19 protein-coding genes are annotated in these 26,171 nt (G+C 61.5%); 8 read left to right on the top strand and 11 right to left on the bottom strand.

Features of this window, described 5'->3' with window-relative positions; all coding sequences use genetic code 11:
• Positions 1-9 precede the first annotated feature (9 nt).
• From tssA to tssB, 10 genes are all read right to left on the bottom strand, one after another.
• Positions 10-1,593 (bottom strand): type VI secretion system protein TssA, encoded by a 1,584-nt coding sequence (tssA, locus tag PQB87_RS29645; protein ID WP_111939163.1) that lies wholly within the window; start codon positions 1,591-1,593, stop codon positions 10-12.
• 8 nt (positions 1,594-1,601) lie between these two features.
• Positions 1,602-5,408, bottom strand: a complete 3,807-nt coding sequence (locus PQB87_RS29650) for an ImcF-related family protein (protein ID WP_233342739.1) — start codon at positions 5,406-5,408, stop codon at positions 1,602-1,604.
• Complete coding sequence (locus PQB87_RS29655; RefSeq protein ID WP_502063509.1) at positions 5,405-6,643, bottom strand: KPHS_23130 family T6SS system protein; 1,239 nt, start codon at positions 6,641-6,643, stop codon at positions 5,405-5,407. Before PQB87_RS29655 ends, PQB87_RS29650 begins: the two co-directional genes overlap by 4 nt.
• Before the next feature lie 3 nt (positions 6,644-6,646).
• A complete protein-coding gene (locus tag PQB87_RS29660; RefSeq protein WP_233342737.1) occupies positions 6,647-6,904 on the bottom strand; it encodes a PAAR domain-containing protein in 258 nt (85 codons plus the stop codon).
• 29 nt (positions 6,905-6,933) lie between these two features.
• Positions 6,934-7,590 carry a hypothetical protein gene (locus PQB87_RS29665; RefSeq protein WP_233342736.1) on the bottom strand — a complete coding sequence of 219 codons (657 nt, stop codon included), beginning with the start codon at positions 7,588-7,590 and terminating at the stop codon, positions 6,934-6,936.
• Between the two features lie 214 nt (positions 7,591-7,804).
• Positions 7,805-8,353: a hypothetical protein gene (locus PQB87_RS29670; protein ID WP_233342735.1), complete on the bottom strand. Its 549-nt coding sequence runs from the start codon at positions 8,351-8,353 to the stop codon at positions 7,805-7,807.
• A complete protein-coding gene (locus tag PQB87_RS29675; RefSeq protein WP_489243105.1) occupies positions 8,350-10,980 on the bottom strand; it encodes a glycoside hydrolase family 19 protein in 2,631 nt (876 codons plus the stop codon). The genes PQB87_RS29670 and PQB87_RS29675 overlap by 4 nt, the downstream gene beginning before the upstream one ends.
• Before the next feature lie 8 nt (positions 10,981-10,988).
• Positions 10,989-13,328, bottom strand: a complete 2,340-nt coding sequence (locus PQB87_RS29680) for a type VI secretion system Vgr family protein (RefSeq protein ID WP_153489877.1) — start codon at positions 13,326-13,328, stop codon at positions 10,989-10,991.
• Positions 13,329-13,408: 80 nt separating this feature from the next.
• Positions 13,409-14,959, bottom strand: a complete 1,551-nt coding sequence (gene tssC / locus PQB87_RS29685) for a type VI secretion system contractile sheath large subunit (RefSeq protein ID WP_111939157.1) — start codon at positions 14,957-14,959, stop codon at positions 13,409-13,411.
• A gap of 73 nt (positions 14,960-15,032) precedes the next feature.
• Positions 15,033-15,545, bottom strand: coding sequence for a type VI secretion system contractile sheath small subunit (tssB, locus tag PQB87_RS29690; RefSeq protein WP_034185094.1), 513 nt, complete (start codon positions 15,543-15,545; stop codon positions 15,033-15,035).
• 575 nt (positions 15,546-16,120) lie between these two features.
• Between tssB and tssK the strand changes: the two genes are divergently transcribed.
• The 6 genes from tssK to tssE all read left to right on the top strand — a co-directional run bounded on the left by tssK (position 16,121) and on the right by tssE (position 23,838).
• Complete coding sequence (gene tssK / locus PQB87_RS29695) at positions 16,121-17,470, top strand: type VI secretion system baseplate subunit TssK (RefSeq protein ID WP_489243106.1); 1,350 nt, start codon at positions 16,121-16,123, stop codon at positions 17,468-17,470.
• Positions 17,470-18,225: a DotU family type IV/VI secretion system protein gene (locus PQB87_RS29700; RefSeq protein WP_175829253.1), complete on the top strand. Its 756-nt coding sequence runs from the start codon at positions 17,470-17,472 to the stop codon at positions 18,223-18,225. Before tssK ends, PQB87_RS29700 begins: the two co-directional genes overlap by 1 nt.
• Positions 18,135-19,985 (top strand): OmpA family protein, encoded by a 1,851-nt coding sequence (locus PQB87_RS29705; protein ID WP_489243107.1) that lies wholly within the window; start codon positions 18,135-18,137, stop codon positions 19,983-19,985. Before PQB87_RS29700 ends, PQB87_RS29705 begins: the two co-directional genes overlap by 91 nt.
• 94 nt (positions 19,986-20,079) lie before the next feature.
• Entirely contained in the window at positions 20,080-20,565 is a 486-nt protein-coding gene (locus PQB87_RS29710) for an Hcp family type VI secretion system effector (protein WP_006479553.1), read from the top strand.
• A 139-nt stretch (positions 20,566-20,704) separates the two neighbouring features.
• Positions 20,705-23,419, top strand: a complete 2,715-nt coding sequence (gene tssH, locus PQB87_RS29715) for a type VI secretion system ATPase TssH (RefSeq protein ID WP_489243108.1) — start codon at positions 20,705-20,707, stop codon at positions 23,417-23,419.
• Entirely contained in the window at positions 23,416-23,838 is a 423-nt protein-coding gene (gene tssE / locus PQB87_RS29720) for a type VI secretion system baseplate subunit TssE (protein ID WP_111939217.1), read from the top strand. The genes tssH and tssE overlap by 4 nt, the downstream gene beginning before the upstream one ends.
• Positions 23,839-23,848: 10 nt before the next feature.
• On the opposite strand, the gene PQB87_RS29725 is transcribed toward tssE, so the two are convergent.
• The gene (locus tag PQB87_RS29725; RefSeq protein WP_489243109.1) at positions 23,849-24,634 is read right to left on the bottom strand and encodes an NAD(P)H-dependent oxidoreductase; all 786 of its coding nucleotides are present in this window, start codon (positions 24,632-24,634) and stop codon (positions 23,849-23,851) included.
• A gap of 86 nt (positions 24,635-24,720) precedes the next feature.
• Here PQB87_RS29725 and PQB87_RS29730 point away from each other — a divergent pair, with 86 nt between their 5' ends.
• Together PQB87_RS29730 and PQB87_RS29735 are read left to right on the top strand one after the other, a co-directional pair.
• Positions 24,721-25,614, top strand: coding sequence for a LysR family transcriptional regulator (locus tag PQB87_RS29730; RefSeq protein WP_489243110.1), 894 nt, complete (start codon positions 24,721-24,723; stop codon positions 25,612-25,614).
• Positions 25,615-25,752: 138 nt separating this feature from the next.
• A complete protein-coding gene (locus PQB87_RS29735) occupies positions 25,753-26,163 on the top strand; it encodes a DUF2471 family protein (protein ID WP_059684533.1) in 411 nt (136 codons plus the stop codon).
• Positions 26,164-26,171: the final 8 nt, after the last annotated feature.

The following is a 26,171-nucleotide window of genomic DNA, read 5'->3' on the forward strand; positions in this document are numbered from 1 at the left end:
GAGAATCCGTTACGAAAGAGTCAAGGCGCGAGCGGGATCGAGCACGGTGAGTTCGGCCTGCAGTTCAGCAACACGACGCATGAGCGCCGGCTTGTCGGCGTCTTTGCGGCTGCTCATCGTTTTCAATGCCTTGACGAGTTGTTGCTTGACTTCGAACGTCAGTGCCGGCTCCCAGCGCATCAGCGGCAGTGACCGCGACGATGCATCGAGCTCGGCAAGCAGCGCGAGCGCCGCATCGGGACGGCCGCCATGATCCGCCAGCCGTGCCATCACGAGCCGCTGAAGGTAGCGATGCCGATCGGTTTTCATGCCGGGCAGCGCTTCAAGCCAAGCGAAGGCCGTCTCGATACCTTCGCGCGCAGCAAGTTCGCGTGCCTGGGTCTCGATTTCAGGCCAGTCGCCAGCGGCGTCGCCGTCGCTATCCGCGGAGACCGGCAGCGGCGCCACCGTCTCGCCCGCCTCCAGGTCGCGCACGACCGCGTGCCGGGCGATCCATTCGAGCGTCGTGTCGTCGGCGAACGGCGTGCCGTCGCTGAATGCCAGTCGTTCGATGCCCGGAAGTCGTTCGAGAAACAGCGCAAAGTCGGCGCGCAGCAGTTCGCGCCACGCGCTGTACGGCGTGCCGACGTGATCGAGCGCGACATGCTGGAAGTACTGCAGATCGAACCACAGGTGATTCACGCCTTCCATGAATGCGCCCTCGACACGCTCCAGCAACTCGTGCCAGTGCTTCTGCAGCACAAGGCGCTTCATCTGCTGGCGCAACTCGGCGCGCGGCGGCGCCAGACGCGTATGCGATGCGGCATCCGACGGCGGTACGTCATGCAAGGTGTCCCAGCGAACGCTGCGCACGAGGCGCACCGACGGCAAATAGCCGTTTTCCTGATCCCGCAGCCACGTCGACATCGAACGTGCCTGATCGAGCAGGTCGCGCGTCGACGCGATCGCCCCGCTCGACACGGAAACCGAAGCGATCTTTTGTGGCGGGACCACGCCCGGATTCGCACCGCGAGTTGGTTCCTCCTTGCGCTCGAAACGGGTAACCAGCGGCTGCAGATTCGGCCGCGCGGCTTCCGGCCAGTTTCCCGTTTGTTCGACGAGCACGTCGAGCGCAGCAAGCGCACGTTCGAGATCGGCCGGCGCAAAGTCGCCGCGGCTGTCCAGCGTCTCGATCATGCGCGACGTCGCCAGCATTTCCAGCGCCGCCCGCTTCGCCTCGGCCCGCGCGGGCAGCACAGCCTCGCCGAACCGGTCGACTAGCGAAGCAGCCAGTTCGAGTCCGTCGGCAAAGCCGGCCGGACCGTCCTGCCGCAACCTCGCAAACGTGTAGTAGCCGACCAGACGCAGATCCTTCCCGGTTTCCTTAAGCAATTGCTCGCAGGTGCGGACGATCAGGCCATCGTCGATTCCCGACAGCTTGTTTGCCTCGTCCTTCAATTCGAAGAACGCATCCTCGTAGCCGGGATCGCGTCCGCACGCGTGTTCGCCCGGTATCGGGGCCAGCCATGCCGCCCAGGTGGTCTGTCGAGATTCCTGCAGCGAATCAACGCGAGGTCCGCCGACGAGTGTCTTTACGAAATTGGCAAGCGTCATGGCAGGTCTCAGAACGTAAATGCGTCGCCGAGCAAACGGAGGGCGTGTCCGAACGGTTTGGTGGAGGCATCGGAAGATGTGGAATTCGTCGCCAGCGAAGACACCGCCATTCGCGGATCGCCCTTTGGTGGTTTCTCGACGGGCGCGCTCGGACGCGCTTCCGCTATCGCGGTCGTCTCACGGGGCGCCTTCCTGGACTCCACCGGCATCGCTTCATCCGGCCACGTCATCGCACCCGGCAGCCCCGGTGGCAACGGAACGGCAGCGTGCCTGGCTGCGGCAATCGCGGCAGCCGGCAACGGCGGCGGACTGGCCATCGACACCTTCGGCCCGGCGCTTGCCGCCCCGGTCACGAAAATCCGTGCAGGCAGCACGAAGTTGCGCAACTGGAGAACGTCGAGCGGGCCGGCGCCCGCCTCGCTGCGCAGTTGCACCTTCAGCGGGATGCCCTGGCTCGTATCCGGCGTCCAGGTCAGCAGGTAACGTGCGTTGTCCTGTTGCGTGACCTTCGCTCGCTCGAACAGGCGCACCAGTCCGAAGCGCCCCTGCGAATCGAGCGCCGTCCGCAAGCCACCCTGCTCCGTCTGCCATTCGATATGCGACAGGTTTTCGAGCGACTGGCCGGGCCATTCGAACGACGTCCATTCCTGCTTCTGGTTGAAGTAGTGCAATTCGCGGCCGGACAACACGAATCGCATGTCGGTGACGCCCGGCGTCGGCACCGCCTGCAACTCGTAGCGCACGCGTGCATCGCCGGACGGGAACAGCACCGTCGAAATGCGCGTGAGTTTGTTCAATCCGCTCAGGAAGCCCGGATCGATCGTCAGCGCGCCGGAATCGGTGCCCTGTGCGGGCACCCAGCGGTCGCCCTGCCGCTCGATGACGCCGGCGAGCTGCGTCGTCACGAATTGTGTGATCACGCCGCCATCGGGCCGCATGAAGCGCGCCATTTCGGGCAGCGACGCGTCGTTGTCCGAATCCGCGAACGGATAACGACCGCCGAACGACTTGTTCCAGTCGGCCACGATCGCCGCGCGCCAGATCTCGTTCAGGCTCGACGCGGCCGGCTGCACGATGACCTGCCATGCCTGATCGAACGGCGCCCGGAACAGTGCGCCGAAGCCGGACCATTGCTCGCCGAGGCTCGCGGCGACCCGGCTCGCATAGTCGCGGCTGTCGGCGATGTCGGATGTCTTGCCCTGCAACACCGACTGGGCGGCCAGTCGCGCAACCGCATCCGGATCGGCGCTGGAGACGATCTGCGACGTCTTCAGGCGCATGGCCGTGATGCGCTCCAGATAGCGGGCGAGGCTCAGGTCGCCTGTCGCGGCCATTTGCGCGGCGGCGGTTTTGCCGTTGGCCGGCACGCCGGAGACGAGATCGCTGCCGGTCAGACGCAGGATCGGGCCGAACGCAGCCGCCAGCGGCGCGAGTTGCGGTTTGACCTGCTTCGACGGATCCTTTTCGTCGGCGCCGACGAGCTGCTGCGCCTTGCTGATCAGCGTGTCGGACAGCGACTGTGTGTTGGCTCCCGTTCCCGCCTGATAGACGATCGCGTTCATCAGCGCGACGAGCGGCGAACGTTGCGGATCGCCCAGCAAGGTCAATTGATCGGCCGTGGCGGAAAGCGTCGGGGCCGGTTGCCAGCGCACGCTGTTGAGGAACAGTGCCCAGGCGCGTGCATAGTCGTCGAAATAGCGTTGGCGCAGTTCGTCCTTTAGTGTCGACGAAGGCTGGCCTTCGGCCCTGGTGTCGGAAAGCACCCAGTCGCTTGCCACGTCGTGTTGCTCGCCGGCTTCGTCGACGGCCTTGGCGATCCGTTCGTCCCATGCTGCGCGCGTGAATACGCCCGGTATGGTCATGGTCGTGTTGAACAAACCGCGGCTTGTTGCGCCACCGGCACCGGATTGGGATGCCGCGTCACCCAGCAGCGTGGCGAGCGATATCGGCGGATACTTCGGCGTCGCTTCGTCGAGGATCTGCTGGTAGACCGCGTCCCGCGAATTCTGAATGCCGCGCACACCGATCACCGTCTGGCGAGTCGCTGCGATCAAGGTGCTGTCCGGGACGATTGCCAACGCAGCCGCCGTCGATTTCGCACCGGGTCCCAGATGGTTCGTGAAGAATGTAATGGCTTGCTGCCGCAAGTCCTCCCATCTGCCCGGCGACAACGATGAATTGACAGGGCGCGCCGGCATGGACGTCGCAACGAGCTGGGGTGTCAGGAATGCAGCCACCGCGCGCTCCGGCTTCGCGAGCATCAGATAGGTCTTGAGCGTGTCGTACGCGGCCTGTACTTGCGCATCGCCGCCGCTGGCGATTTCTGCGTCGGATAGCGACGCCAGTTGATGCAATCGCGCCTCGAGCTGCCGGCGAATCGGACCGACGAAAATGCGGTTTGCCGCATCGGCATAGTGCGGCCAGAGGGCATCGAGCAATGCGTGGTCACGATTCAGGCCGAAGCGGGCACTCAGCGGTGCGCGGGTGCGCTGGTAAATTTCAAGTGTGTCGATCTGTCGTTCAAGATGGGTAAGCGTCTGCAGGGACCGTGTCGGATCCTTGGCTTCCTTGAGATTCACGACCGTATCTGCCGCACTCCCGATCGCTGCGCGGTTGACGAATCCGGACAGCATCGTGCCGGCAATCCAGCAGCCGATCACGGCTGTCGCCATCCACGCTGCCGTGGACGACAGCGAAAAGCCGACTCGGCGACCATGAACCTTGCGGCAGTGATCGGCGACGGTTTGCCAGATCGTTCGATGTCGAGGATCGAGTGGCGAGTCGTCGTCGCTCGTATCGCTTGATAACGGCAGTTCGAGTTCGCGCTCCTTGAACAACGGGGCGAACAGCAGGCCGTGAACCCCATGTTTCCAGATACGGGATTGGTTAGCTTCCAGCACGAGCCCCGTCAACGCAGAGTGCAGATTGCCAATATGCTGAGACAACTCGACGGGATAGCGATCGCGTGCGTCTTTGGTGAGGCGTACAACTCCCGTGCTCGCCAGATCGTAGGTGAGATCTTGCAGCGACGAATCGATACCGTCTGCGTTCAGGTGCGCCTTCGACCAGGTAAAGCCGATTGCTTCATCCGGGCTTGATGTCATGCCGCCGAAATCGGTGGCGTCGAGCAGATATGCGGGCGCCGCCCAGCGCAGGGCACGCGCGTGACGCGCCAGTTGCCGGCAAACGCCATCGACGTCGAACGGCGCGTCCGCGGAACTGCGGTTGCGTGTCACCGTCACGATCGCGTCAATCGGGCGGTAGTGGCGCAGACGGCGGATCTGATCGAGCCATTCCGTCTCGAGCGTGTCGCGGGTTTGCCTGGCGTACAGCAGGATCGTATCGCCGTTGATTACGTACCCCGTGTCGGCAAGTCCCGGTGCCAAGCGCTTCACCAGCGGCAGGTCACCGGCGACTAGCACCCATCGTTCACGATAGCGCCAACGCCAGCCGTGACGGTCACGCAGGAGATTCCGCAGCGCCGTAGCTCTGTCGACCGGCCCCGGTGGACCGCTCTGATCGTTGTGGTTGACGGACGCTGCGCGTTTTCCGGCATCGTAACGAGCAAACCAACGGGATGCTCTCAGCGAGGCAATCGAAAGCAGCACAAACTCGAAGTACTTGATCGACAGGATCACTATCAGCAAACCCACCACCAGCGAAAGCTCGATGATGATCCGGGTATCGCGCGACCATCCGTGACGGGGCCCCTCTATCCATACCGCGCTACTCAGCGCCAGAAAGACGATCAGCGCCGCGATACCTATGAAGAGGCCTGCCGGCCGAGTGTTGTTGTCGTTCTTGTTATCGTTCATGTCTGCTTTCTGCACATGAGGGCGATCAGTTCTTCACCTTCGCCACACAGCACTAGTTGCGGGTCGCCCGTTGTCCAGGCACTTTCTGCAGCAAGGGCGGCAGCCAACCACGACCCTGCGCCGGAACAGTCGCCCACCGACGTCTCGAGCGAGAGCCATCGCGTTTCGTCGGGAAACGATGCGGCTTGCCGAACTGCACCGACTCTCTCGCCGGTCAGGCCATGCGTCCACACTGTGCGCAGACGGTCGCGCGAGGTTTGTCCCCAGCGCGCGGCAAGCTCAAGCGTTCGGGCGGCGGTATCGAGCGAGCCTCTGGCGGGGCGATGCAACCGCAACCCGACTGGCATGGTCGGTGACTCAAGGCGCGGGTGTCCGACGAGCAGCGCGACACCCGCCTCTGCAACGCCATCGGACAGGACAGAACTGATTGCATCGCGAAGCTCAACGGCGACCAGCAGGTGGACCGTATTCACAGCTCGGTTGTCCAGCCAAGCGTCCGTTCGGAAGAGCGAAATCGTGTGCTCACCCGGTGTGACGTCCACCTTCAACGCAGGCACTCGTTCAGTGAGCACTTCCCGTAGCCGGGTCTCGAAAACCTCGGATTTCAGCCTCGATCGATGATGAAGCTCGATCTGAAGCGTCGTTCTCGGTGGAAGCGTATTAAGCTGCGGCAGGAGACGGTCTATCAAGCGTTCGAGCAGCCACGTACACACGGCATGATGCCGAGCATGTTCAGTGAGTTCGTTACCCGGATGAAAATGCATCTCCGGGATGTCGAGCCAACGTGCATTGACTTCACTATCCGCGACTGCGCCGCTCGGCCGAAGCTTCGCCAATTCAGTTCCCGTCAGTATTCCTTCAAGCGAGTTTTCCGAATCGTTCGCGGCGAAGCACCATGCATGGCCCAGTATCGCAAGCGGTCCGCTCGACATCGCGTGACATGCCTGCTCGGCTTCATCACTAACGCGGTTCATCGCGATCGCCTGATTGCGACCGGTGTAGCCATACGCGAGCCACGCGAATAGCAGGAAAGCCCAGACCAGGAAGGGATAACCAACGACACAGAGCCAGAACCACAGCGTATTCGTCGTGCGGTCCGTTGGCCAAAATGTGATCGTCAGTCCTGCCCCGGCCCCCATGACGAGCACCAGCAAGGGCGTCCAGACGATCATCGAGGCTCGGGGCGGAGGCGGCACATCCACACGCGGCGGTACGCGATTGAAATCGACGGGCATTGCTTACTTAACCTGAGCTCCGGTCGACGAGGCAATGAGGGCCGCCCCACACCGCGTGCGATCGCCATCGCGCGATAGCGGCGTGGTGCCATCCTTCATCCTGCCGCTGCCTTCGACGATTTCGTTGTCGCCGTGGATCGGACACGAGACTTTGTCACCCACACGGGCGGCCCGGCGACCCTTTACCTTGATGCGATCCGAACCGGTCAGGATCTTTCCGCCGTGGCTCGTTGCGTCACCTTCGTATGCGAGATTTTTCATTTTGCGTTTTCCCTTGTGGCTACATACAATCACTTAGCACAAAAATCAATTTCCGAGCACTCAATCCATTTATTAAGACGACGCCCGTTTTTCGTCAGAAATTCAATTTTCCAAAATTTTAAATTATCAGATATCTTGACCACCCTTACTGAATCACCCTTGACCACATAGGCACGACTTACTTGCGATTTTGATGGAGAATCGTACAAAAATGCCTTTCTTGCCACAACCTTTCTCTCAACAGAGCGATATCCCAACGAAGTTTCCCTGTGCATTTCAGCTCGAAGGGGACCGTAGTAATCTCCGCCCTGCGGCTGCTTAACAACATTCCATAGCAGTCGATCACCACTCACTACAATCTCCGCCACCCCACCTACCGCACCAAAAAATGAATAAAAACTAACACGGGCCTTATTTTCCACCAATCCAGAACGACCATTTAAGTTATTCTCTCCATCTGGACTACAATCTATCCTGCCACCATTGCGAGTAACAAAACAATACGAGCCTGAAATATTTCCAGCGTTATCCTCACCGATCCTGATGACAAACGTAGAGTATGGCTTACTTCTCCCCGCAACATCTTCCCTGGATGACCAAACCCCAGAGAATGATTGATCGTTTGCAAACGCAAACACAGGCATCAACATCATATAATTAACTGAAATCCAGAGCAGATATTTCATATTCATGCCTCAAACCTCATACCAAATCATCATTTACGAAAATGATATACCCCCCAATCGCACTTAGCCCCGAGCCGCCAACGTAAGACCAATTCATGACCATGTCGAATTACGATGCGGATACTGTTTGTCGATGCGCTGCCTCTGTTCGTGTGCCAAACTAGACAACATCATCAACTTCTCTACATCGCGAATCCGAACCTGGGACAAGTAATTATCGGTGTTTTCTGCGCAAATATTTCTTGACATCCAAAGCCGTTCTGTATTGAAACCTAGACTCCCTACCTTCGACATAACCCTCGATTCCCGTCATCGCCCCATCCTCAGAAATACGCTTATTCTCTACCAACTCTCCACTTTCATCAAAATGATAAGCATAAACATGATAAAGTCGCCCGTAAGTTCCCTCCCCTCGATTGTTTATATTCCATGAAACAATCAACACCACATTAGGTCGCTTATTAAAATTTATAAAAAACACAGATTCAACCGTCGGCGCCCCTCCTTCAACCGAATATTGTGCAAATTCCTCTTTTTTACATCCACCTTTTGTTGGCCTGTAAAAATCCAAAATCAATGGATATTCGGCCGCGCCACTCTCAATAGAAATTCGAGAATTCTTTACCAACGGAGATGCATCGAATACGTTGTTCTCCACACTTTCCACTGGGCAATTAGCGACATACTCAGCCCCATATCCGCCGCGCGCAAAAACAAACAACATCGCACTCGCCACCAACAATTTGCAAGCAAGCATTTTCATGCTACCTCCTTAGGAAGCCCAAGAATTTGAGCCACATTGTTGTATGCAATCAAGCGCTCCGAATAACCAATATCACCGCCATTTACCTTTGCCGAAACCGCACGAACACTCCCAGAGTCCGCAACTCTATTTATATTTCTAGTGACAGCCCAAAAAACAAAAGCCGACTCAATCCCATACTCCAGATTACTAAGTACAAGATCTGGATTTTCAACAAAATCACGCTGATCATCCGGGAAACGTCGATTATGCTCATCCGTGAGCACCATGTAGTTGCTTTTAAACGTAGTTTGTATCAGACCTCTGCCACGATATTTGTAGCCATCACCGGATTCCTCGTTTCCATTTTTATTCCGGTCTGCATAGACATAGCTTGCAAGGTTCTTGGGGTTGCGTTCGTATTTGCTTGTTTCTGTCCACAACTTGTCGCGCTTACGCCCATAATTACAAACGATATCACCCGATACTTCGGCATACTGCTTTTTCCCTTTTGGCGGAAGGTTGCACCCAAAAATCACTTTCATTCGCTCTGATGAATACGAAAGCCCTTCTTCAATATTCTTAAATCCACTCTCAACGGCTATCTGCGAGAGGAAATGAGCAACTCTCCTCGGAGTAGTTACTTGATAACCTTTCGCATATTTGTTGAGTGACGGGAGGATCTGTCGATGATAAGACTCACTACCATTCGGATCAACCGCCGCAAGCATTTCAAGTGTGATAATTTCAGGTTCGAACCAAAAATTCCCGATTAAGCTAATGGGATCGATATGATAGACATTTGACCCGGGGAAACCTGGTGTTCCGACCGTTATGTCGTCCCACCACGCGAGCGCTTCGATCCGCTTTTGCTCTTCTACATGCTGCAGTTTCGGCCCCGTCTGCTTTTCCAACGCGGCGATCAACTGCTTCCATTTCGACGGAATCGCCCACTCGCTCTCGTGTTTCACGATCAGCCGAGACGCCGCCTGCATCAACCATGGATATCCGCCGCGCTCGGTCTGAGACAGCATGCATAATTCATCAACTGCTCGCTTGCCATCTCCTGCCGTAAACAGCGCGTCATACACCTTAAGCATCAACGGACTGAGCTTCGAACGCGAAGCAAGATCGTCAACATTGGCGCCGCTCGCATAATCAACCCACGCCTGCGTTGTCGCAAAGATCGTATGCGCCGGATCATGGGCATCCGCGAGGCACTCGAAATCAATCCACTTCTGTGCGAATTCTCGGGTCACCTGGCCGCCCGCGTGGTTGAAGTCACACACCCAACCGTCAATCGGTTGACCTTGCGCATTCACACCGTCAACGTGCCACCAGTTCACCGGATAGCCCGGATTGGGATTCGGGCGCGGCTCGGCTACTCGTCGCTCCGGGTCACGCGCCAGTTCGGCAAGCGAATACACCTGAACGGCGTCCGTTTTTCTCAACTGTGGGTCAACACCAGGGATAAATTTTTTCTTGTCTTGAGTACGTTGATACAGCACCGTGCCCGGCGCGATCCGCAGGATCGTCGGCTCGGATGGCAGACCAAGTGCCATCCAGTCCTCCTTGTTCGGACCGTGTTGATTGACCCATGCACGCCCTTTTTCGAGGAACGCCTGGATGCTGTCATCGCAGAAGACTTCGATGTGTGCCATTCGGGTTCCCGAACTACACTCGTTCAGAGAGTCGTAGCGCCCCAAGTGCCCAATCAGGTCTCCTGCCTTGACTGGAATGCCTGGCATGTCGCCTGCCGCGCCTTGGCCCGTCGTTACGACGACCCGATCAAATATAGAGTCCTCAACAGTCTCTTCGGCAACCGGGCCACCGTTTTCCTGCCCGAGAAAGACCCACTTGCCGATCGCACTCGACGGCTCGACATATTCACCTGCTTTCTGTGGATACGGTGATGTCCCACGAAGATCCGTCAACTGCCCCCACGGCTTTCCGTTCTTCGTCTCAATCTTCCCGATGCCGACGTTGGCTCCTTGCGGCAGAATCGCGATGGGGCTACCGCCCGGAGTCTTGCGAACACGTAGCCCCTGCTGTGCCGGATCGGGAGCCTGCCCGCTTCGGCCAGACGCTTGCTTGTCCTGCGCATATTGCGTCACCAGCCATTGCCGCGGCCAATACGACGGCTTTTCCCGCTTTGGGAAGTTTGCGTAGTCTTCCCATGACATCAGGTGCATGTATAGGCTGTAAAACGTCAGCTTCGTGTCCCGTGGGAACTCCATCGTGTGCCGCACCAGCGCAAAGGCCGTGCTATACGGTGCCTCGTACGGCGATCCACCATCTGCCGTTGCAACCTCGCTGACTGGATAGGCCTTATTGGCGCGAAACGCGATCAACACGCCATCGGCGATGCACCGCAATCCTCCGTCGAGGTCCAGCGACTGCCCAGCACCAGCCTCCGTGATATGAATGCCGCCATGCCACATGCCGTTACTGCTCGCGAGATAGGTACCGGACGACTCACGCTCGGCCAGCAACCGATAAATGTCATGCTCGTTGGTGAATCGAGTGGATGCCTCGGACTCCCCCTGCCCTTTGCGCAAAAACGGAAACGCGAACGACAATTGCTGCAAACCGGCTTTGGCAGGCTGCTGCGGCGTCGGTGATTTCTTCGGTGCGGCTTTGGTCGCCATGGTCGGGCTTACTCCGAAAATCCGAAATTCAATGTGTTCTTCACATCGTTGAGCGGCACCGTGGACCAGGTCGGAAATTTGAAACTACCGCCGGCGGCGTCGTTCACGGTCAGGTTGCCTTTCAATTCGATCTCGCCCGCAGGACTCCCGAGAATGATCTTTCCGCCTGCCAGCTTGATATAAGCGCCCGCGCCGTCACCAATCGTGACGCCCTTTCGACCCGTTATCGTGACTTCTCCGTCCGACGAGCTCATCAGCATGTCCTGCATCGCCATCAGCTCCATGCCGTCGCCTTGTGCCTGAATCTGTACCTTGCCCTTTGCCGCGAAGAGCCGGATTCCGAACTTTGCTGCGAGGAACGACATCGCTTCGCCGGCCGCCACCGTGATGCGTTTCATCACGCCGATGTCGAGCCCTTCACCGGCCGTAACAAACATCTGTTTGCGCGCAGCGATCTGAACGTGCTGCCCACTGGCGATGCCAACACCTTCTGGAGCACTCGCAACAATGACTGGCTTCTGGAGGCGGCTAAGCTTTTGCTCGATCAGCACACGTTGCTGGTTAGCCTCAGCCTGTAGTGCCTTGGCCGCGTTCGCGGCGTCATTGAGCGAACGCAGAATCTCTTTGGCCTGCGCGAACGTCGCGTCCGCACTCTGCATGGCAAGCTGCTCGCCGGCCGCGCCTGGCTGTGCCTCGGCCGATACGAGCACCCCGTCTGCCGCCCTGATCGACGCGTGTCCATCGGTGGCAAGTTCGGCACCCTTTCCGCGCGCTTTGCGATCGATATCCACCATGAAGCCGAGATTCAGTTGGCTCGCGCGGAACGGCGTGATCAGATGGACGTGTTCGTTGCTTTCCTTATCCTCCATCCGCAACTCATTCTGAGCGGCGGTACGAATCAGGTTCCGCGTATGGTTCAGGTTGTTGACCAGATCCGGATGCACGCTGTCGTGCATCGCCCCGATGATCACCGGCCGATTCGGATCGCCGTCCGTATGGACAATGGCCACTTCCGCGCCATCGATCAGCGGAAAGTGATGTCCATAGTTGTCGCCGCTATACGGCTTCGCAAACCGCACCGGGCGGCTCGTCCCACCCGGGCTCCATTCATCGAGATCGAACGGCAGCTTGATCACGTACCAGCCCTGCTCGGTCAGATACGCATACTTGTAATTGCCCGGCGACGTAATCCGTGCAGGCAAGATCCCGTCGACCACCGGCCGCGAAACCGACGCCATAGGCGTGCGCCATACCCGATCCGACGGAATCCCCTCGAACGCCACCCAATACGCCTCACTGCGCCCGCCGTGCGACTCGACCGACGTCACGAAAATCCCGTGCTTCGCATCGACCGGATTCGGCTCGACCCGCATCACCTCGCCGGCTTCGAGCCAGAACGGATTGCCCGTCCCCTTGAAGATGATCTGTCCGGCCAGATAAGCCTCGTGCCGCAACCGAGCCACGCGCTTGCCTTCCTCCGGCGTCTCGTAGTGCTCGCCCCAGCGATAATCGACTGCGTTCGTCGTCTTGTCGTCACGCGCGACGTTTTCCTCGACCAGTAGCGACACCCCGGCCTGCCGATGGTTGTAGTCATGCAATCGCACCGTTTCCGGCACACGCTGCATTTCACGCCCAAGCGTCTTGATCGCATCGGCCCCGACGCTCTCCAGCCCCGAATCGCGACGATAGGGAACCGTGCGCTGCTTGCGCGAATAGGCATCCAGATCGTCGCCGAACACAACCACCGCACGATCCTTCTTCTGTTCCCACCGGAACCAAATCCCAGCCTCGGCGCAAATCCGCCGGATGAACGCGAACGTGGTCTCTCGATACTGCGTCATGTACTCGCGACGCTTGTACTCGCCTCGCAACTGGAACTGAAAATCGACGCCCGCGCGATACCCGTAATGCCGCAACGTATCGGTCACGATCTCTTCGACCGATTGCTTCTGAAACAGCCGGCTGGTCACCCCGCGATCGAGATCGGCCAACGTCGGCTCCAGCACGACCCGATAGCGCGTCTCGTCAGCCGACGCCCCGAGCTCATCGAACCGGGTGATGATCCCGTGCACCGTGTATGCCGGTGGCTTCGTGCTGAATTTCCCGGCGTTCTCCCCGAACATCTTCTGCAGATATCCCATGTCCGGATCGACCGGATCGACGATGAACTTCGCCGGCCGGCCCAGCACTCGATCCATCGGAATGCCCGCGACCGGGCTCGTGAATTCGATCTCGTACCGGTAAAGCTGGCTGATCCGGTCCAGCCCGGTGAACGTCAGGATCGAGAACGGCGCCGGTTGCGGCGCCAGTTTCAATTCATAAGCCTGCGAAGGCAGAATCATCGACATGGGATCTCTCGGTTGCGCGAACATGCGGCACGCCGGGGCGACTCTCGCCACCCCGGGCGCCTCACACGACTAACGCCTGATCAGTTCTTGGCCTTCGGCATCTGCGACACGAGCGACAGCCCGATGTCCATCCCTTCGACCTGGAAGTGCGGCACGATGAACAGCTTGATCCGGAAGAAACCCGGGTTGTCGTCGATATCCTCGACCGTCACCTTCGCGTCGCGCAGCGGGTGCGATGCCTGCAGCTCGTCGCCCGGATCCTTCATCTCGGTCACGAGCCCCTTGATCCAGCCGTTCAGTTCGAGTTCGAGCAGACGGCGATCCTTGGTCGTGCCGATGTTTTCGCGCTGGATCAGCTTCAGGTAGTGCGCGATGCGCGACAGCAGGAAGATGTACGGCAGCCGCGCGTTGATGCGGCTGTTCGCCGTGGCTTCCTTGGTCTCGTACAGCGCAGGCTTCTGCGTCGAGCTCGCGGAGAAGAAGCACGCAAAGTCGTGATTCTTGTAGAACGACAACGGGATGAAGCCGAGATTCGCGAACTCGAATTCGCGCGTCTCCGGGATCAGCACTTCCGTCGGAATCTTCGGCTGATAACCGGTGCCGAGGTCGTACAGGTGAACCGGCAGATCCTCGACCTTGCCACCCGCCTGTGGCCCGCGAATCTGCACGCACCAGCCGTTGCTCACGAAGCTGCGCACCATGTTCGCCGCGAACGCAAACGATGCGTTCACCCACAGGTATTTGTTGTGATCGGGGCCCTTGACCGCTTCCTCGTAGTTGAACGCCCGCACCGGCGCCGTATCCTTGCCGTACGGCAGCCGGCCGAGCACGCGCGGCATCGTCAGGCCGACGTAGCGCGCGTCGTCGGTATCGCGGAAGCTCTTCCACTTGATGTATTCGGCGCGATCGAAGTAATTGCCGATGTCCTGGATCGCCGCCACTTCCTCCATCGACTGCTTGCCGAAGAACGCCGGCCCGACCGAGCCGATGAACGGCATGTGCGCGGCGGCGGCGACCTTCGAGATGTTCCGCAGCAGCGCAACATCCATCGGCGAATTTGCAAACTCGAAGTCGCTGATCATCGCGCTGATCGGCTGGCCACCCGGCGTGTCGTATTCCTCGATGTACGTCAGGCGATACAGGCCGCTCTGGATCAGTTCAGGCGTGTCCTCGAAGTCGCGCTGCAGCGCATCCTTCGACACGTCCAGCACCTCGATTCGCGCGTTCTTGCGGAAATCGGTACGGCTCACGAGCATCTTCAGGCCGCGCCAGCGTGCTTCGAGCGCCTGGAATTCCGGCCCATGCATCACCGCGTCGAGCTGGCGGCCGATCTGCCGGTCGATCTGGCCGATATGGAAGTCGAGCAGAGACTTGTCCAGCCGGTCGACCGGCTGGCTCGCCTTCGCGACGAGTTCGAGAAACGCGCCCATCCCGCGCGCGATGCGCTCGTCGGCCGACGCCTCGGACAGCATGTCGTTGTCGCGGAACGCCTCGAGCGGGCGCGCTTCGTTGACGGGCTTCAGGTTGATCTTGCTGCACAGCGATGCATAGACGCTGTCGATATCCCCGTGCGGGGCGTCCAGCACGACGGTCTCGGTCGCGCTGGCGTGCTGCGTTTCAGTGGGTTTCATCTCGGGTCCTGTCTGCGATCGAATCGCTACGATGTTGCGGAATGCGCTGAACGCGCGCTTTGCCCAGCGTCGCTCACGCATGCCCTTCCGGCTGCGTCGCGGCGGTCGCGATCTGCGCGAGTTCGCCACGAAGCTTCGCGGACAGGCGGTCGTCCTTCAGCACCTTCTCGAACTCGCGACGGAACGTGCCGTTGTCGAGCAAGTTCGACTTGAGGTCGCGCAACAGATTGCGCATCGCGAGCAGCGCCTGAAGCTCCGGAATCTGGCGCGCCACCTGCTCGGGCTCGAAATCCTTGATCGACCGGAACGACAGGTTGACGGGCAACTCCGAACCATCGCCGGCCAGCGTGTTGTCCGCAGCGATCTTGAGATCCGGTGCGTAGTCGGCCAGTACGGCATCGAAGTTGTTCTTGTCGATGTTCACTTTCTTCCGCTCGGCCAGCGGCGCCTGCTCGCGGCCGGCGCTGAAGTCGCCCGCCACCAGCAGCTTCAGCGGCAGCTCGACCTTCTTTTGCGCCCCGCCCGTATGCAGATCAAGGGTGATCGACACCCGGCTCTTCGGGATCTCTCGCTGAAAGCTATCCAATTCGTTCTCCTTATCTAAGGAAGCTTGAAGACTCCGCGATGCGCACCCGCAACCGCCGGTGCACTGTCGTGCACGTCACCTTTGCTGAACCCCGCAACACGTATTGACGGACGACCGAATCGGATATTCGCGGCACGACATCCGATTCAGGCGGCAAAAAATATCACGCCATTTCACATGAAGTAAACCACCAAAATCAAAAAAACGATCACTAACCGCGCGCGGAATTTCCGGAATAAGACTAGTCCAAATACGAAATCCAGCCCCCACCCCACCGGGCCGAGACCAGCCCAAACAGGCAACCAGTCTCAAATAATAAAACATGCCACGCAAGCGATTGATGTTTATGAAAAAATACCAACCACGCCGATCACATTCATCTCAATAAAACAGCTCACCCATAACCCGCACGCGCAAACCATTCACCCACCCAAAAAATCTCAAAATTAATCACCCTCTTGTCTCAATATAAACGACACATTCTTTAAAGAATCGCAAAATCACGGGGTATACGAAATCAGGAAATGCTGTATAGAATCGGCGCCTCATAATTCCTAATCGATATAGACCACACCATGCGGATCGAAAAGCCGCTCTGGCATGAAGGGCTGATTCTTACGCAGCAGCATTTCCAGCAGCAGGACCGCTGGAACGGGTTCGCGCTGCAACAACTGGCGTCGGCCATCGCCGTATCGCCATGGGGAACGCTGAACATCGACGTCGACGAAGAAGCACTGGCCTCCGGCCGCCTGAAGCTCACGCGGCTGCAACTGCGCTTCCCGGATGGCACGCCGCTCGACACGACCATCGCAGACGCACTGCCGCCCGCTCGCGACCTCGTCGGCGAAATTCCTGCCGATACCCAGACCGTCGAGGTGCTTGCCGCACTCGCGCTGCCCGATGCGAACGGCAGCAACTGCCGTTTCGACGAAACGGCGCTGGCCCGCCCGCGTCGCGCGTACCGCGAATTCGTGAAGGTGACGGACCTGAACGGCACGGCGGAAACCGAAATCGCCGCCGAGCGCCACGCGGTCCGGTTGCTGTACGGCTATGAATCGCACGCGGACGATACGGCATGCGCGATTGCCCGCCTGACGCGCACGACGAGCGGTCAGTTCCAGATCGATCGCGGCTATGTGCCACCCTGTCTGTCGCTGTCGGGTCATGCACTGCATATCGAGCGCATCCGGCGGCTTGCGGATATCCTCGCCGCCAAAAGCGCGCTCCTCAGCGCGCGTCGCAGCGAGCGGATCGAGCAGGTGGCCGAATACGGCGTCGCCGACGTCCAGCTCTTCTGGCTCCTGCACTGCATTCATCAAGCGTGGCCGCAATTGCGCTTCCTCGCGTCGCATCCGGCGCAGCCCACGGATCGCCTGTACCAGGTACTCGCCCAGTTGGCAGGATCACTGACCACGTTTTCGACGCGCGTGTCGCTGACCGACATTCCGCCCTACGACCATGCCGGTGCACATGAGGTCTTCGCGACGCTCGAATCGCTGATCCGCGATCTGCTGGACGCGATCATCCCGTCGCGCGTCGTGTCGATCGGGCTTTCGCACACGACACCGACAACCTGGGCCGGCCAGTTCCGTGACGAGCGCATCATCGAAGGCTCAGCGGACTGGTACCTGTCCGTCAACGCCGCGCTGCCGGCATTCGAGCTCGTCGAACAGTTTCCGCGCCTGTGCAAGATCGGCGCGCCGGACGACGTCGAGCACATCGTCAATTCCGCGGTGGCCGGCATTCCGCTCAAGGCGGTGTCGCGAGTGCCGGGCGCCATTCCGGTCCGGCTGGACAACCACTATTTCGCGCTCGATGCGCATGACGCCGCTCATGCGCGGATGCTCGCCGCACGCGCGTGCCAGATCTACCTGCCCGCGTCGATTCCGGACGCGTCGATCGAACTCTATGCGGTGCTGCGCTGATGAATGCCATCGTCTCCACTCGTCACGAATCCGCGCTGCTGGCGCGGGAGCCATCGTCCGGCCGCTCGCCCCGGCCTTCGATGCGGGCGCTGCTGCGCGATACCGCGCTGCTCGTTACCCACCTGTCGAACGGTGGGCAGATCGACAGCCAGGAGAACCTGCGTCAGCAGTGCATCAGGCTCATCGCGCAGTTCGCGACGGCACTCGATGCGCAAGGGATCGCCGCCGATATCCGGGACGACGCCGTCCTCGCCCAATGCGGGCTGATCGATGAAGCGGCATTGCGTTACCTTCCCGCGTCGGACAAGGGGAACTGGGAGTCCCGACCGCTGCAGGTCGAGCGCTTCGGCACTCACGACGCGGGAACCCGCATCTACGAGCGCCTCGATCACCGGATGCGCGAACCCGCCCCGAACGTCGACCTGCTCGAATGCTATGCGGCCGTGCTCGGCCTCGGGTTCCGCGGCCGTTACGCTGCCCGTTCGGGCCTCTCGGCGGAAGCCCACGACGGCGAAGCGAAACGTCAGGCCGTGATCGCTGCGTTGGTCACTCAGATCGATCAGTTGCGACCGGTCGCGCAGCCGGGGTTCGTCACCGACCGCTCGAACGCGCGGCTGATCGATCGGCTCAGACGCCTGTCGCCGTGGGCGATTGCGGGGACGGCATGCGTGATCGCGATATGCGTGTGGTTCGCGTGGGATCGCATCCTCGACGCGGAACTGGCACAACTCGTCCAGAAAGCGAAGCGGCCGTGACTTCCGATACTGTTCTCCCGCCGGCGGCAACACGCGCCGACTCCGATGCCGCCCGCGCGGCCCTGTCGGGCCTCGGCTACCCGCTGCGCACGGTCGTGATGATATCGGCCGCATTGGCCCTTGCCGTCATCGGATGGGTTTTGCCCGTCGACCGCGGCGTCATGTGGGGATGGGTTGCGATCGTCGTCGCGCTTTCTGCGCTGATCGTCTGGTTGCGTTCGCGCAGGTTGACGCATACTCGCGAACGGAACGTGCACGTGCTTGGGCAACTCGGCGCGGCGACCGCCGACCTGCCCGTCGCGCTGCGCACCAGGATGCCGCTCGCCCTCGTCACCGGGGACGGCCTGCCCGCCCTGTTCGATCGCGACGCAACCCGGTCGCGTTTCGTCCACGTCGGCGACGGCGCCATCTGGTTGCGGGCCGATCGCCCCCAGGATCTTCCCCGTCTCGCCGTCGCCGTCCGCCAGTGGCGGGACGGTCATGCGCCCGATTGCGTCGTGTTGTCGGTCGCGCCGGGACTTCATGCGAACGACGATGTGGTGTCGCAAACGCTGCGCGTCATCCGGCAGGCGGTTGCAGACACGTCGCGCCTGCTTGGCGCGTCGCTGCCGGGCTACGTCGCGATCTATCAGCGGCTCTCCGATTCAGCCGTTTCAGCGGGGCCTGCGCCCCAGTGGTATGGCGTATCGGCAGGCTCGCCGATCGCGGACATGCACCGTTTCGACTCCGCGATCGACGCAGCCGAATCCGATGCCCTCCATGCCGACGGAAGCCACTCAGTCGCGGCACGCGCCGCCGGCATCGGAGCAATAATCGGATGGACTCGCCGAATCGTGTTCGACACGCTGACGGACCGACGCCAGCCTGCGACGCCCTGGCCGTTGTTCGGCGCCGGCTGGATCGACCATGGCCCCGCGACGGGCCCCGGCAAGCCATGGGAACGTGAAGTCCGATCTCGCACCGGCATCGCACCAGCCGCGCTACCTGCATCGCCTTCTCCATGGCCGCTGCCGCAGCCGCTGATCGATGCGATGCCGCGCCGGTCGTGGCGATCACCACGCATCACCGCAGTCGCGCATGTCGTTGCGATCGCTGCCTGCGCGGCCATCGCCGCCGTCAGCGGCGCCGCGAAAAACAACGAAACGCTGATGACCCGAATCGGCGAACACGTCGAGCGCTACAACCGCCTCCCCGCTGCGCAAGACGCCGCGAAGTGCGCCGCACTCAAATCCCTTTCGTCGGACCGCGACGAACTCGACCGGTATGCCCGCATCGGCGTTCCACTCCGACTGTCGTTCGGCATGTATCGCGGCGCTCGACTGCTGCCGATGCTCAACGACGCGATTGCCTCCTACGAACCGCCCGCGCCACCGCCCGCCGTCGTCACGCTGGACACCATGTCGCTGTTCGACAGCGGCAAAGCGCAGCTGAAGCCGGGTACCACGCGCGCGATGGTCGATGCGCTTGAACTGATCAAGGCGCATCCCGGCAAGCGCGTGCTTGTCGCCGGTTATGCGGACGATCAGGGCCGCCCCGACCGCAACCTGAAGCTGTCGATCGACCGCGCGACCGCCGTGCGCGACTGGCTCGTCGATGCATCGGGCTTGCCGACGACGCAATTCGCGATTCAGGGCTATGGCGATACGCGACCGGTGGCGGACAACGCGACACCCGAAGGGCGGGCGAAGAATCGTCGGGTCGAAATCACGCTGGTGCCCGATATCCCGGCACCGTCCGCTTCGATCCGCACCGCGATGTAACACGCGTTTTGGTTCCCGGGGCATCCGCCCCGGGTTTGTCAGCGCCGGGCTCCGGTTCCGGCGATTCGCAGTACGAAGAATAAGGAGTGAACAAATGGCAATTCCGGCCTACATGTGGCTCAAGGACGACGGCGGTGCGGACATCAAGGGTTCGGTGACCGTCCAGGATCGCGAAGGCAGCGTCGAACTGGTCGCGTTCGATCACGGCGTGCACATTCCGACCGACGGCAACACGGGCAAGCTCACCGGCACGCGCGTGCACAAGCCGATCACGCTGACGAAAGAGACGGACGCGTCGACGCCCTATCTGTACAAGGCCGTGACGAGCGGCCAGACGCTGAAGTCGGTCGAGATCAAGTGGTACAAGATCGACGACGCGGGCAAGGAGAAGGAGTACTTCAACACGAAGCTCGACAACGTGAAGATCGTCGCCGTGAAGCCGAAGATGCTCGACATCAAGAACCCCGACTACGAGAAACACAATCATCTCGAAGACGTCGAACTGCGCTACGAGACGATCACGTGGTCGTACAAGGACGGCAACATTATCCACAAGGACACGTGGAACGAACGTTCCTGATGCGTTGACCGACTGGCGGAATCCGGCACGCCCGCGCGCCGGGTTCCGCTCTGCCGATCGCCCATTCTCAGTCGCACCCTTCGGTTCGCATTGGCACCGCCCGATGCACGCCTTCCTCCCTTCCTGATCCGCTATCGACATGACGCCGCCTATCCGGGACGCCTCCCATCTCATTCGCCGACTCAATCCCCATTGCACGCGCGCGCTCGAAGCCGCCGCGAGCCTGTGCCAGACCCGGCTCGCGGACGAAATCTCGGTCGAGCACTGGGTGCTCAAACTGATCGAAGCGGAAGACGGCGACATTCCGGCGATTCTGCGCCACTACGATCTCGATATCGATGCGGTGTGGGATGCGTTGATCGACGTGATCGACCGCATGCCACGCACGTTGCGCGGCATGCCGGCGCTGTCACGGCAACTCGCCACGGTGATCGAGGATGCGTGGACGCATGCGATGTCGGACGAATCCGACGGCACCATTCGCTCGGGCCACCTGCTGCAGGCGATCGTCGACGCGCCACACGTCTTGCGCACGCAACGTGCGTGGCCGCTGTTGTCGGTTTCAAGTGCGCAGATCCGGCGCGTGCTGCCCCGGATCGGGCGACGTTCATCCGAGAACGCGTCCGATGAAATGACGTTGCAGCCGAAAACGTCGCCAACCGTCGATCATGCCAGCCATGCAGAGTCGGAAACCTCCATCGATCGTCACGATCGGCACGCACCATCTCGCGCCACCGACGACAACGCCCTCGCGCGCTTTGCGCTCGACCTGACCGAAAAGGCCCGCCGTGGCGAGATCGACCCCGTCTTCGGCCGAGACCGGGAGATCCGGCAGATGATCGACGTGCTGTCGCGCCGCCGCAAGAACAACCCGATCCTCGTTGGCGAGCCTGGCGTCGGCAAGACCGCGCTGGTCGAAGGGCTCGCGTTGCGCGTGATCGAAGGCAGCGTTCCGGAAACGATCCGCGACACGCGCATCCTGACGCTCGACCTCGGCTTGCTGCAGGCCGGCGCAGGCGTGAAGGGCGAATTCGAGCAACGGCTGAAGAACGTGATCGACGAGGTGCGGACATCGACGACACCCATCCTGCTGTTCATCGACGAAGCACATACGCTGATCGGCGCGGGCAACGCGGCGGGTGGCGCCGACGCCGCCAACCTGCTCAAGCCGGCGCTGGCACGCGGCGAGTTGCGCACGGTCGCGGCAACCACGTGGGCCGAGTACAAGGAATATTTCGAACGCGATGCCGCGCTCGAACGGCGCTTCCAGGTCATCAAGGTCGACGAGCCGGACGACCACACGGCCTGCCTGATGCTGCGCGGGCTCGCAAGCCGCTATGCGAAGCATCACGACGTCCACATTCGCGACGAGGCGATCGTCGCGGCCGTGCGGCTGTCACGCCGCTACATTCCGGCCCGGCAACTACCGGACAAGGCCGTCGATCTGATCGACACGGCGGCCGCGCGCGTGCGCATGGCGCTCGACGTGCCGCCAGTGGAGCTGCAGCAGGCACGCGCGACACTGACGGCACTCGAACTGGAACGCGCCGCGCTCGATGCGGATTCCCGTGCCGGGATCGGTGACATCGCCGAGCGGCGCACCACGATCGACGCGGAACACGACGCCGTGCGCGACACCACAGACACGCTGCTCGGCCAGTACACGCGAGAACGCGAACTCGTCGACGTCTTGCGCACCCTTCGCGGCGCGACCGACCCCGCGCCTGATCCAGCGGCCATTTCCAATGCCATCGATGCGCTGTCGACCGTTCAGGGCAAGTCGCCGATGATCGCCGCCGACGTTGACGCGCAATCCATCGCGCGCGTTGTCGCTGAATGGACCGGTGTGCCGGTCGGCAATCTCGTCGACGACGAACTGCGAAGCCTGCTCACGCTCGAAGCGACGCTCGCTGCGCGCGTGGTTGCGCAGGACGATGCGATCGGCGCGCTGGCGGAGAGCCTGCGCACCGCCAAGGCCGGCCTGAAGAACGAGCACGCACCGCTCGGCGTGTTCCTGCTCACCGGGCCGTCCGGCGTCGGCAAAACCGAAACCGCGCTGGCACTCGCCGACCTGTTGTTCGGCGGCGAAGCCGCACTGACGACGATCAATTTGTCCGAGTACCAGGACGCGCATACGGTATCGCAGCTCAAGGGCTCGCCGCCCGGCTACGTCGGTTACGGACGCGGCGGTGTCCTGACCGAAGCCGTGCGTCAGCGTCCGTACAGCGTCGTGCTGCTGGACGAAGTGGAGAAAGCGCATCGCGACGTGCTCGACATTTTCTATCAGGTGTTCGACCGCGGCACGATGCGCGACGGCGAGGGACGCGAGATCGATTTCCGCAATTGCGTGATCGTGATGACGTCCAATCTCGGCAGCGCGCAAATCGACGATGCAACGGCCGAGGATCCAGCAATCACGCGCGAAGCGCTGCGCGAAGCCGTTCATCCTCAGCTGGTCGCTCATTTCCAGCCTGCACTGCTCGCACGCTTTCAGACACTCGTCTATCGGCCGCTCGGCGCGGCGGCACTCGCGCCGATCGTGCGGATCAAGCTGGACAGGATCGCCGAGCGCCTCCATCGGAATCACGCGGTGACACTGACATGTGCGGACGATCTGATCGAATCGATCGCACAGCATTGCGTGTCGCGCGAATCCGGCGCACGCAGCGTCGACGCGTTCCTGAACCAGCGCGTGCTGCCGGTCGTGTCCCGCGAACTGCTCGGACGGATGGAATCCGGCACTGCGCCACGGCAAATCCTGTTGTCGGCCACCGCCGAAGGATCGTTGACGATCGACTTCATCGACGCGCCGGCGGCCGGCGATACCGGCACTACACGATGGAGCGACCGATGACCGCCGGCCCCTCGCTCTACGACATGCTGCTCGGCCAGATCGGCGGCGAACCGATCGGCGCCTACGACGACCGGACGCTCGAATGCCTGAGCGTGCAGCAGAACGTACGTCGCATTCTCAATACGCGGGCCGGTGCGCTCAAGCACCTGCCCGACTACGGGCTACCCGATCTCACGAACATCTACAAGGCACTGCCCGCATCCGCGCACTTGCTCAAGCAGCAGATGGAAGCGACGCTGCTGAAATACGAGCCGCGCATTCGCTCGATCGACGTCGGGATCGTCGACAATCACGATCCCGGGATCCTGGTCAGCTTCGAGATGACGTGCCACCTGAAGAACGCCGGGCTCGTGCGTTTCGGCACCTACTTCGAGCCGCCGGGCCGCCTGCGCGTCGAACGACGTATCGACCGGTCATGATCGCGCGCAATCAGTGCCCGTGCGCAAGATGCGCCCCAAACCCCACCGCCCCCGGCACGATCTCCTCCTTCAGCGTCAACGCCGGAATCTCGTAATCGCCCGCGTTCTGTCGCCGGAACGGAATCGGCTGCGCGGTCCACAACGCATCGAGACGCTTGCCGAGCGCCGCACGCGTTTCGTCGAAGCGCGCGTCGTTCATCTTGCCCGTCCGGTAGATCACGAACGGCGGCAGCACGTCGAACCCCGGGTAATACAGGATCCCGTGCTGGATCGGAAACAGCACGTCGTCGATCGGCCCGTTGATGCCGCGCGCACTGTAGTGCGATTCCCACCCGCCTGCCGTGACGATCAGCATCGCCCGCTTGCCGGCCAGCGCCCCTTCGCCGTAGCGGTTGCCCCAGCGCGTCTCCGAATGCTCGCCGACGCCATACGCAAAACCGTACGCATACACACGCTCGACCCAGCCCTTCATGATTGCCGGCATCGAAAACCACCACAACGGAAACTGCAGGATCACCGCGTCGGCCCACTTCAGCTTCTCCTGCTCGCGCGCGATATCTTCACTTTGCGTGCCGGTCGCGAATGCGTGCTTCGAGTCGAGCGACGGATCGAACCGCGCATCGGGCGCACGACCGGTCACGTCGTTCGCGTCGAACGCCGCCTTCCAGTTCATCGCATACAGATCCGTCACCTGCACCGCGTGGCCGGCTGCTTCGAGATGCTCGACGGCAAAGTCGCGCAGCGCGCCGTTCAGCGAACGTGGTTCGGGATGGGCATAAACGATCAGCACATTCATGTTCGTCACTCCTTTGATTGAATGACTACAGGATGCCGCCGCCAAAGGTATATTTGAAATGAATTCCTGATATTCCAGGTATAGCCATGAATAATCTCAGACGACTCGACCTGAACCTGCTCGTCACGCTGGACGTGCTGCTTGCCGAGCACAACGTCACGCGCGCGGCCGAGAAGCTGAACATGTCGCAGCCGTCGGTGAGCGTGCAGCTGCAAAAACTGCGCGACCTGTTCGGCGACCCGCTGCTGTTGCCGGGGCCGCGCGGGATGCGGCCGACCGCGCGCGCGGAAACGCTGCGCGAGCCGTTGCGCGATGCGCTCGAAGCCGTCGAACGCGCGGTGGTTCCTGCCACCCCGTTCGATCCGGCGACCGCGACGAACACGTGGCGCGTGGCCGCGACCGACTACGGCGAATCGACGATCGTGCTGCCCGCGCTGCACACGCTGCGCTCGGCCGCGCCCGGTACGCGGCTCGCCGTCGTCGAACTCGCGCCGCCGCGCATCGAGCAGGATGCCGAACGAAACGGCATCGACCTCGCCTTTCATACGACAGAAGGGTCGCCGGCCGGCATGCGGCGCCTGCCGCTGTTCGTCGAGCGTTATGTGCTCATCGGCCGCGCCGGGCATCCGAAGCTGAAGCGGCGCCCCACGCTCGCGCGGTTCGGCACGCTCGAACACGTGATCGTGTCGCCCGATGGCGGCGGCTTCTTCGGCGTGACGGACGAAGCGCTCGCGAAGGTCGGTGCCGTGCGGCGCGTCGTGCTGTCCGTGCCGCACTTCCTGTTCGTGATGTCGGCGGTCGCGAGCACCGATCTCGTCGCGATGCTGCCCGAGCGACTGGTGCGCGACGTGCCTGCGCTGCGTGTGGTGGACGCACCGGTCGAGGTGCCCGGCTATGAAATGTCGATGCTGTGGCACGAGCGCGTGCATCGCGATCCGGCGCATCGGTGGCTGCGGGAGACCATCGCGGCGGCGGTCTGACACGGCCCGGTTGCCGGACGGCTGCCATCTGCTGTCATCGGGGGCTTGAAAGTGCGCCGATCACTGTATATATTTACAGTGTTTCTGCGTCATTTGACCCGAATTCCGTCCCCCGAGACGGTCTTTAGTGAGGCGACCATGTTCCAGTCATCCGCATTCGATCCCGAGCAACCCGGCTTCAATCCCGTCCACTTCGAGCGCGCCGCGCGGCAGGCGGTCGTCGATCTTCAGCGTGTCGTCGGCGGCCCCGCGCAGCGGGCGCTCGGCTTGCGGCGCCGCAGCCATCCGGCCGCCGTCCGCACGATGAGCTGGCAGGCGCTGCTGAATGTCGAGGAGCTGGCGTTCTCGAACTCCGGCTTCCTGAACCGCAACGATCCGACGGTCGTCGACGCCTTCATCCGGCTGCGCGACAGCCGGATGGTCGCCGCGGACGTCGAGGAAGCCGTCGACTGGAAGCGCGACGACGAAGATTTGCCCGCCGTTTACCTGATCGTCAAGGCGATGCTCGAAGCGGAAGAGCGCGAGACGCAACACGCCGAGATGGAGTGACGGCGGCG

It is taken from the genome of Burkholderia sp. KL41, assembly GCF_057005415.2.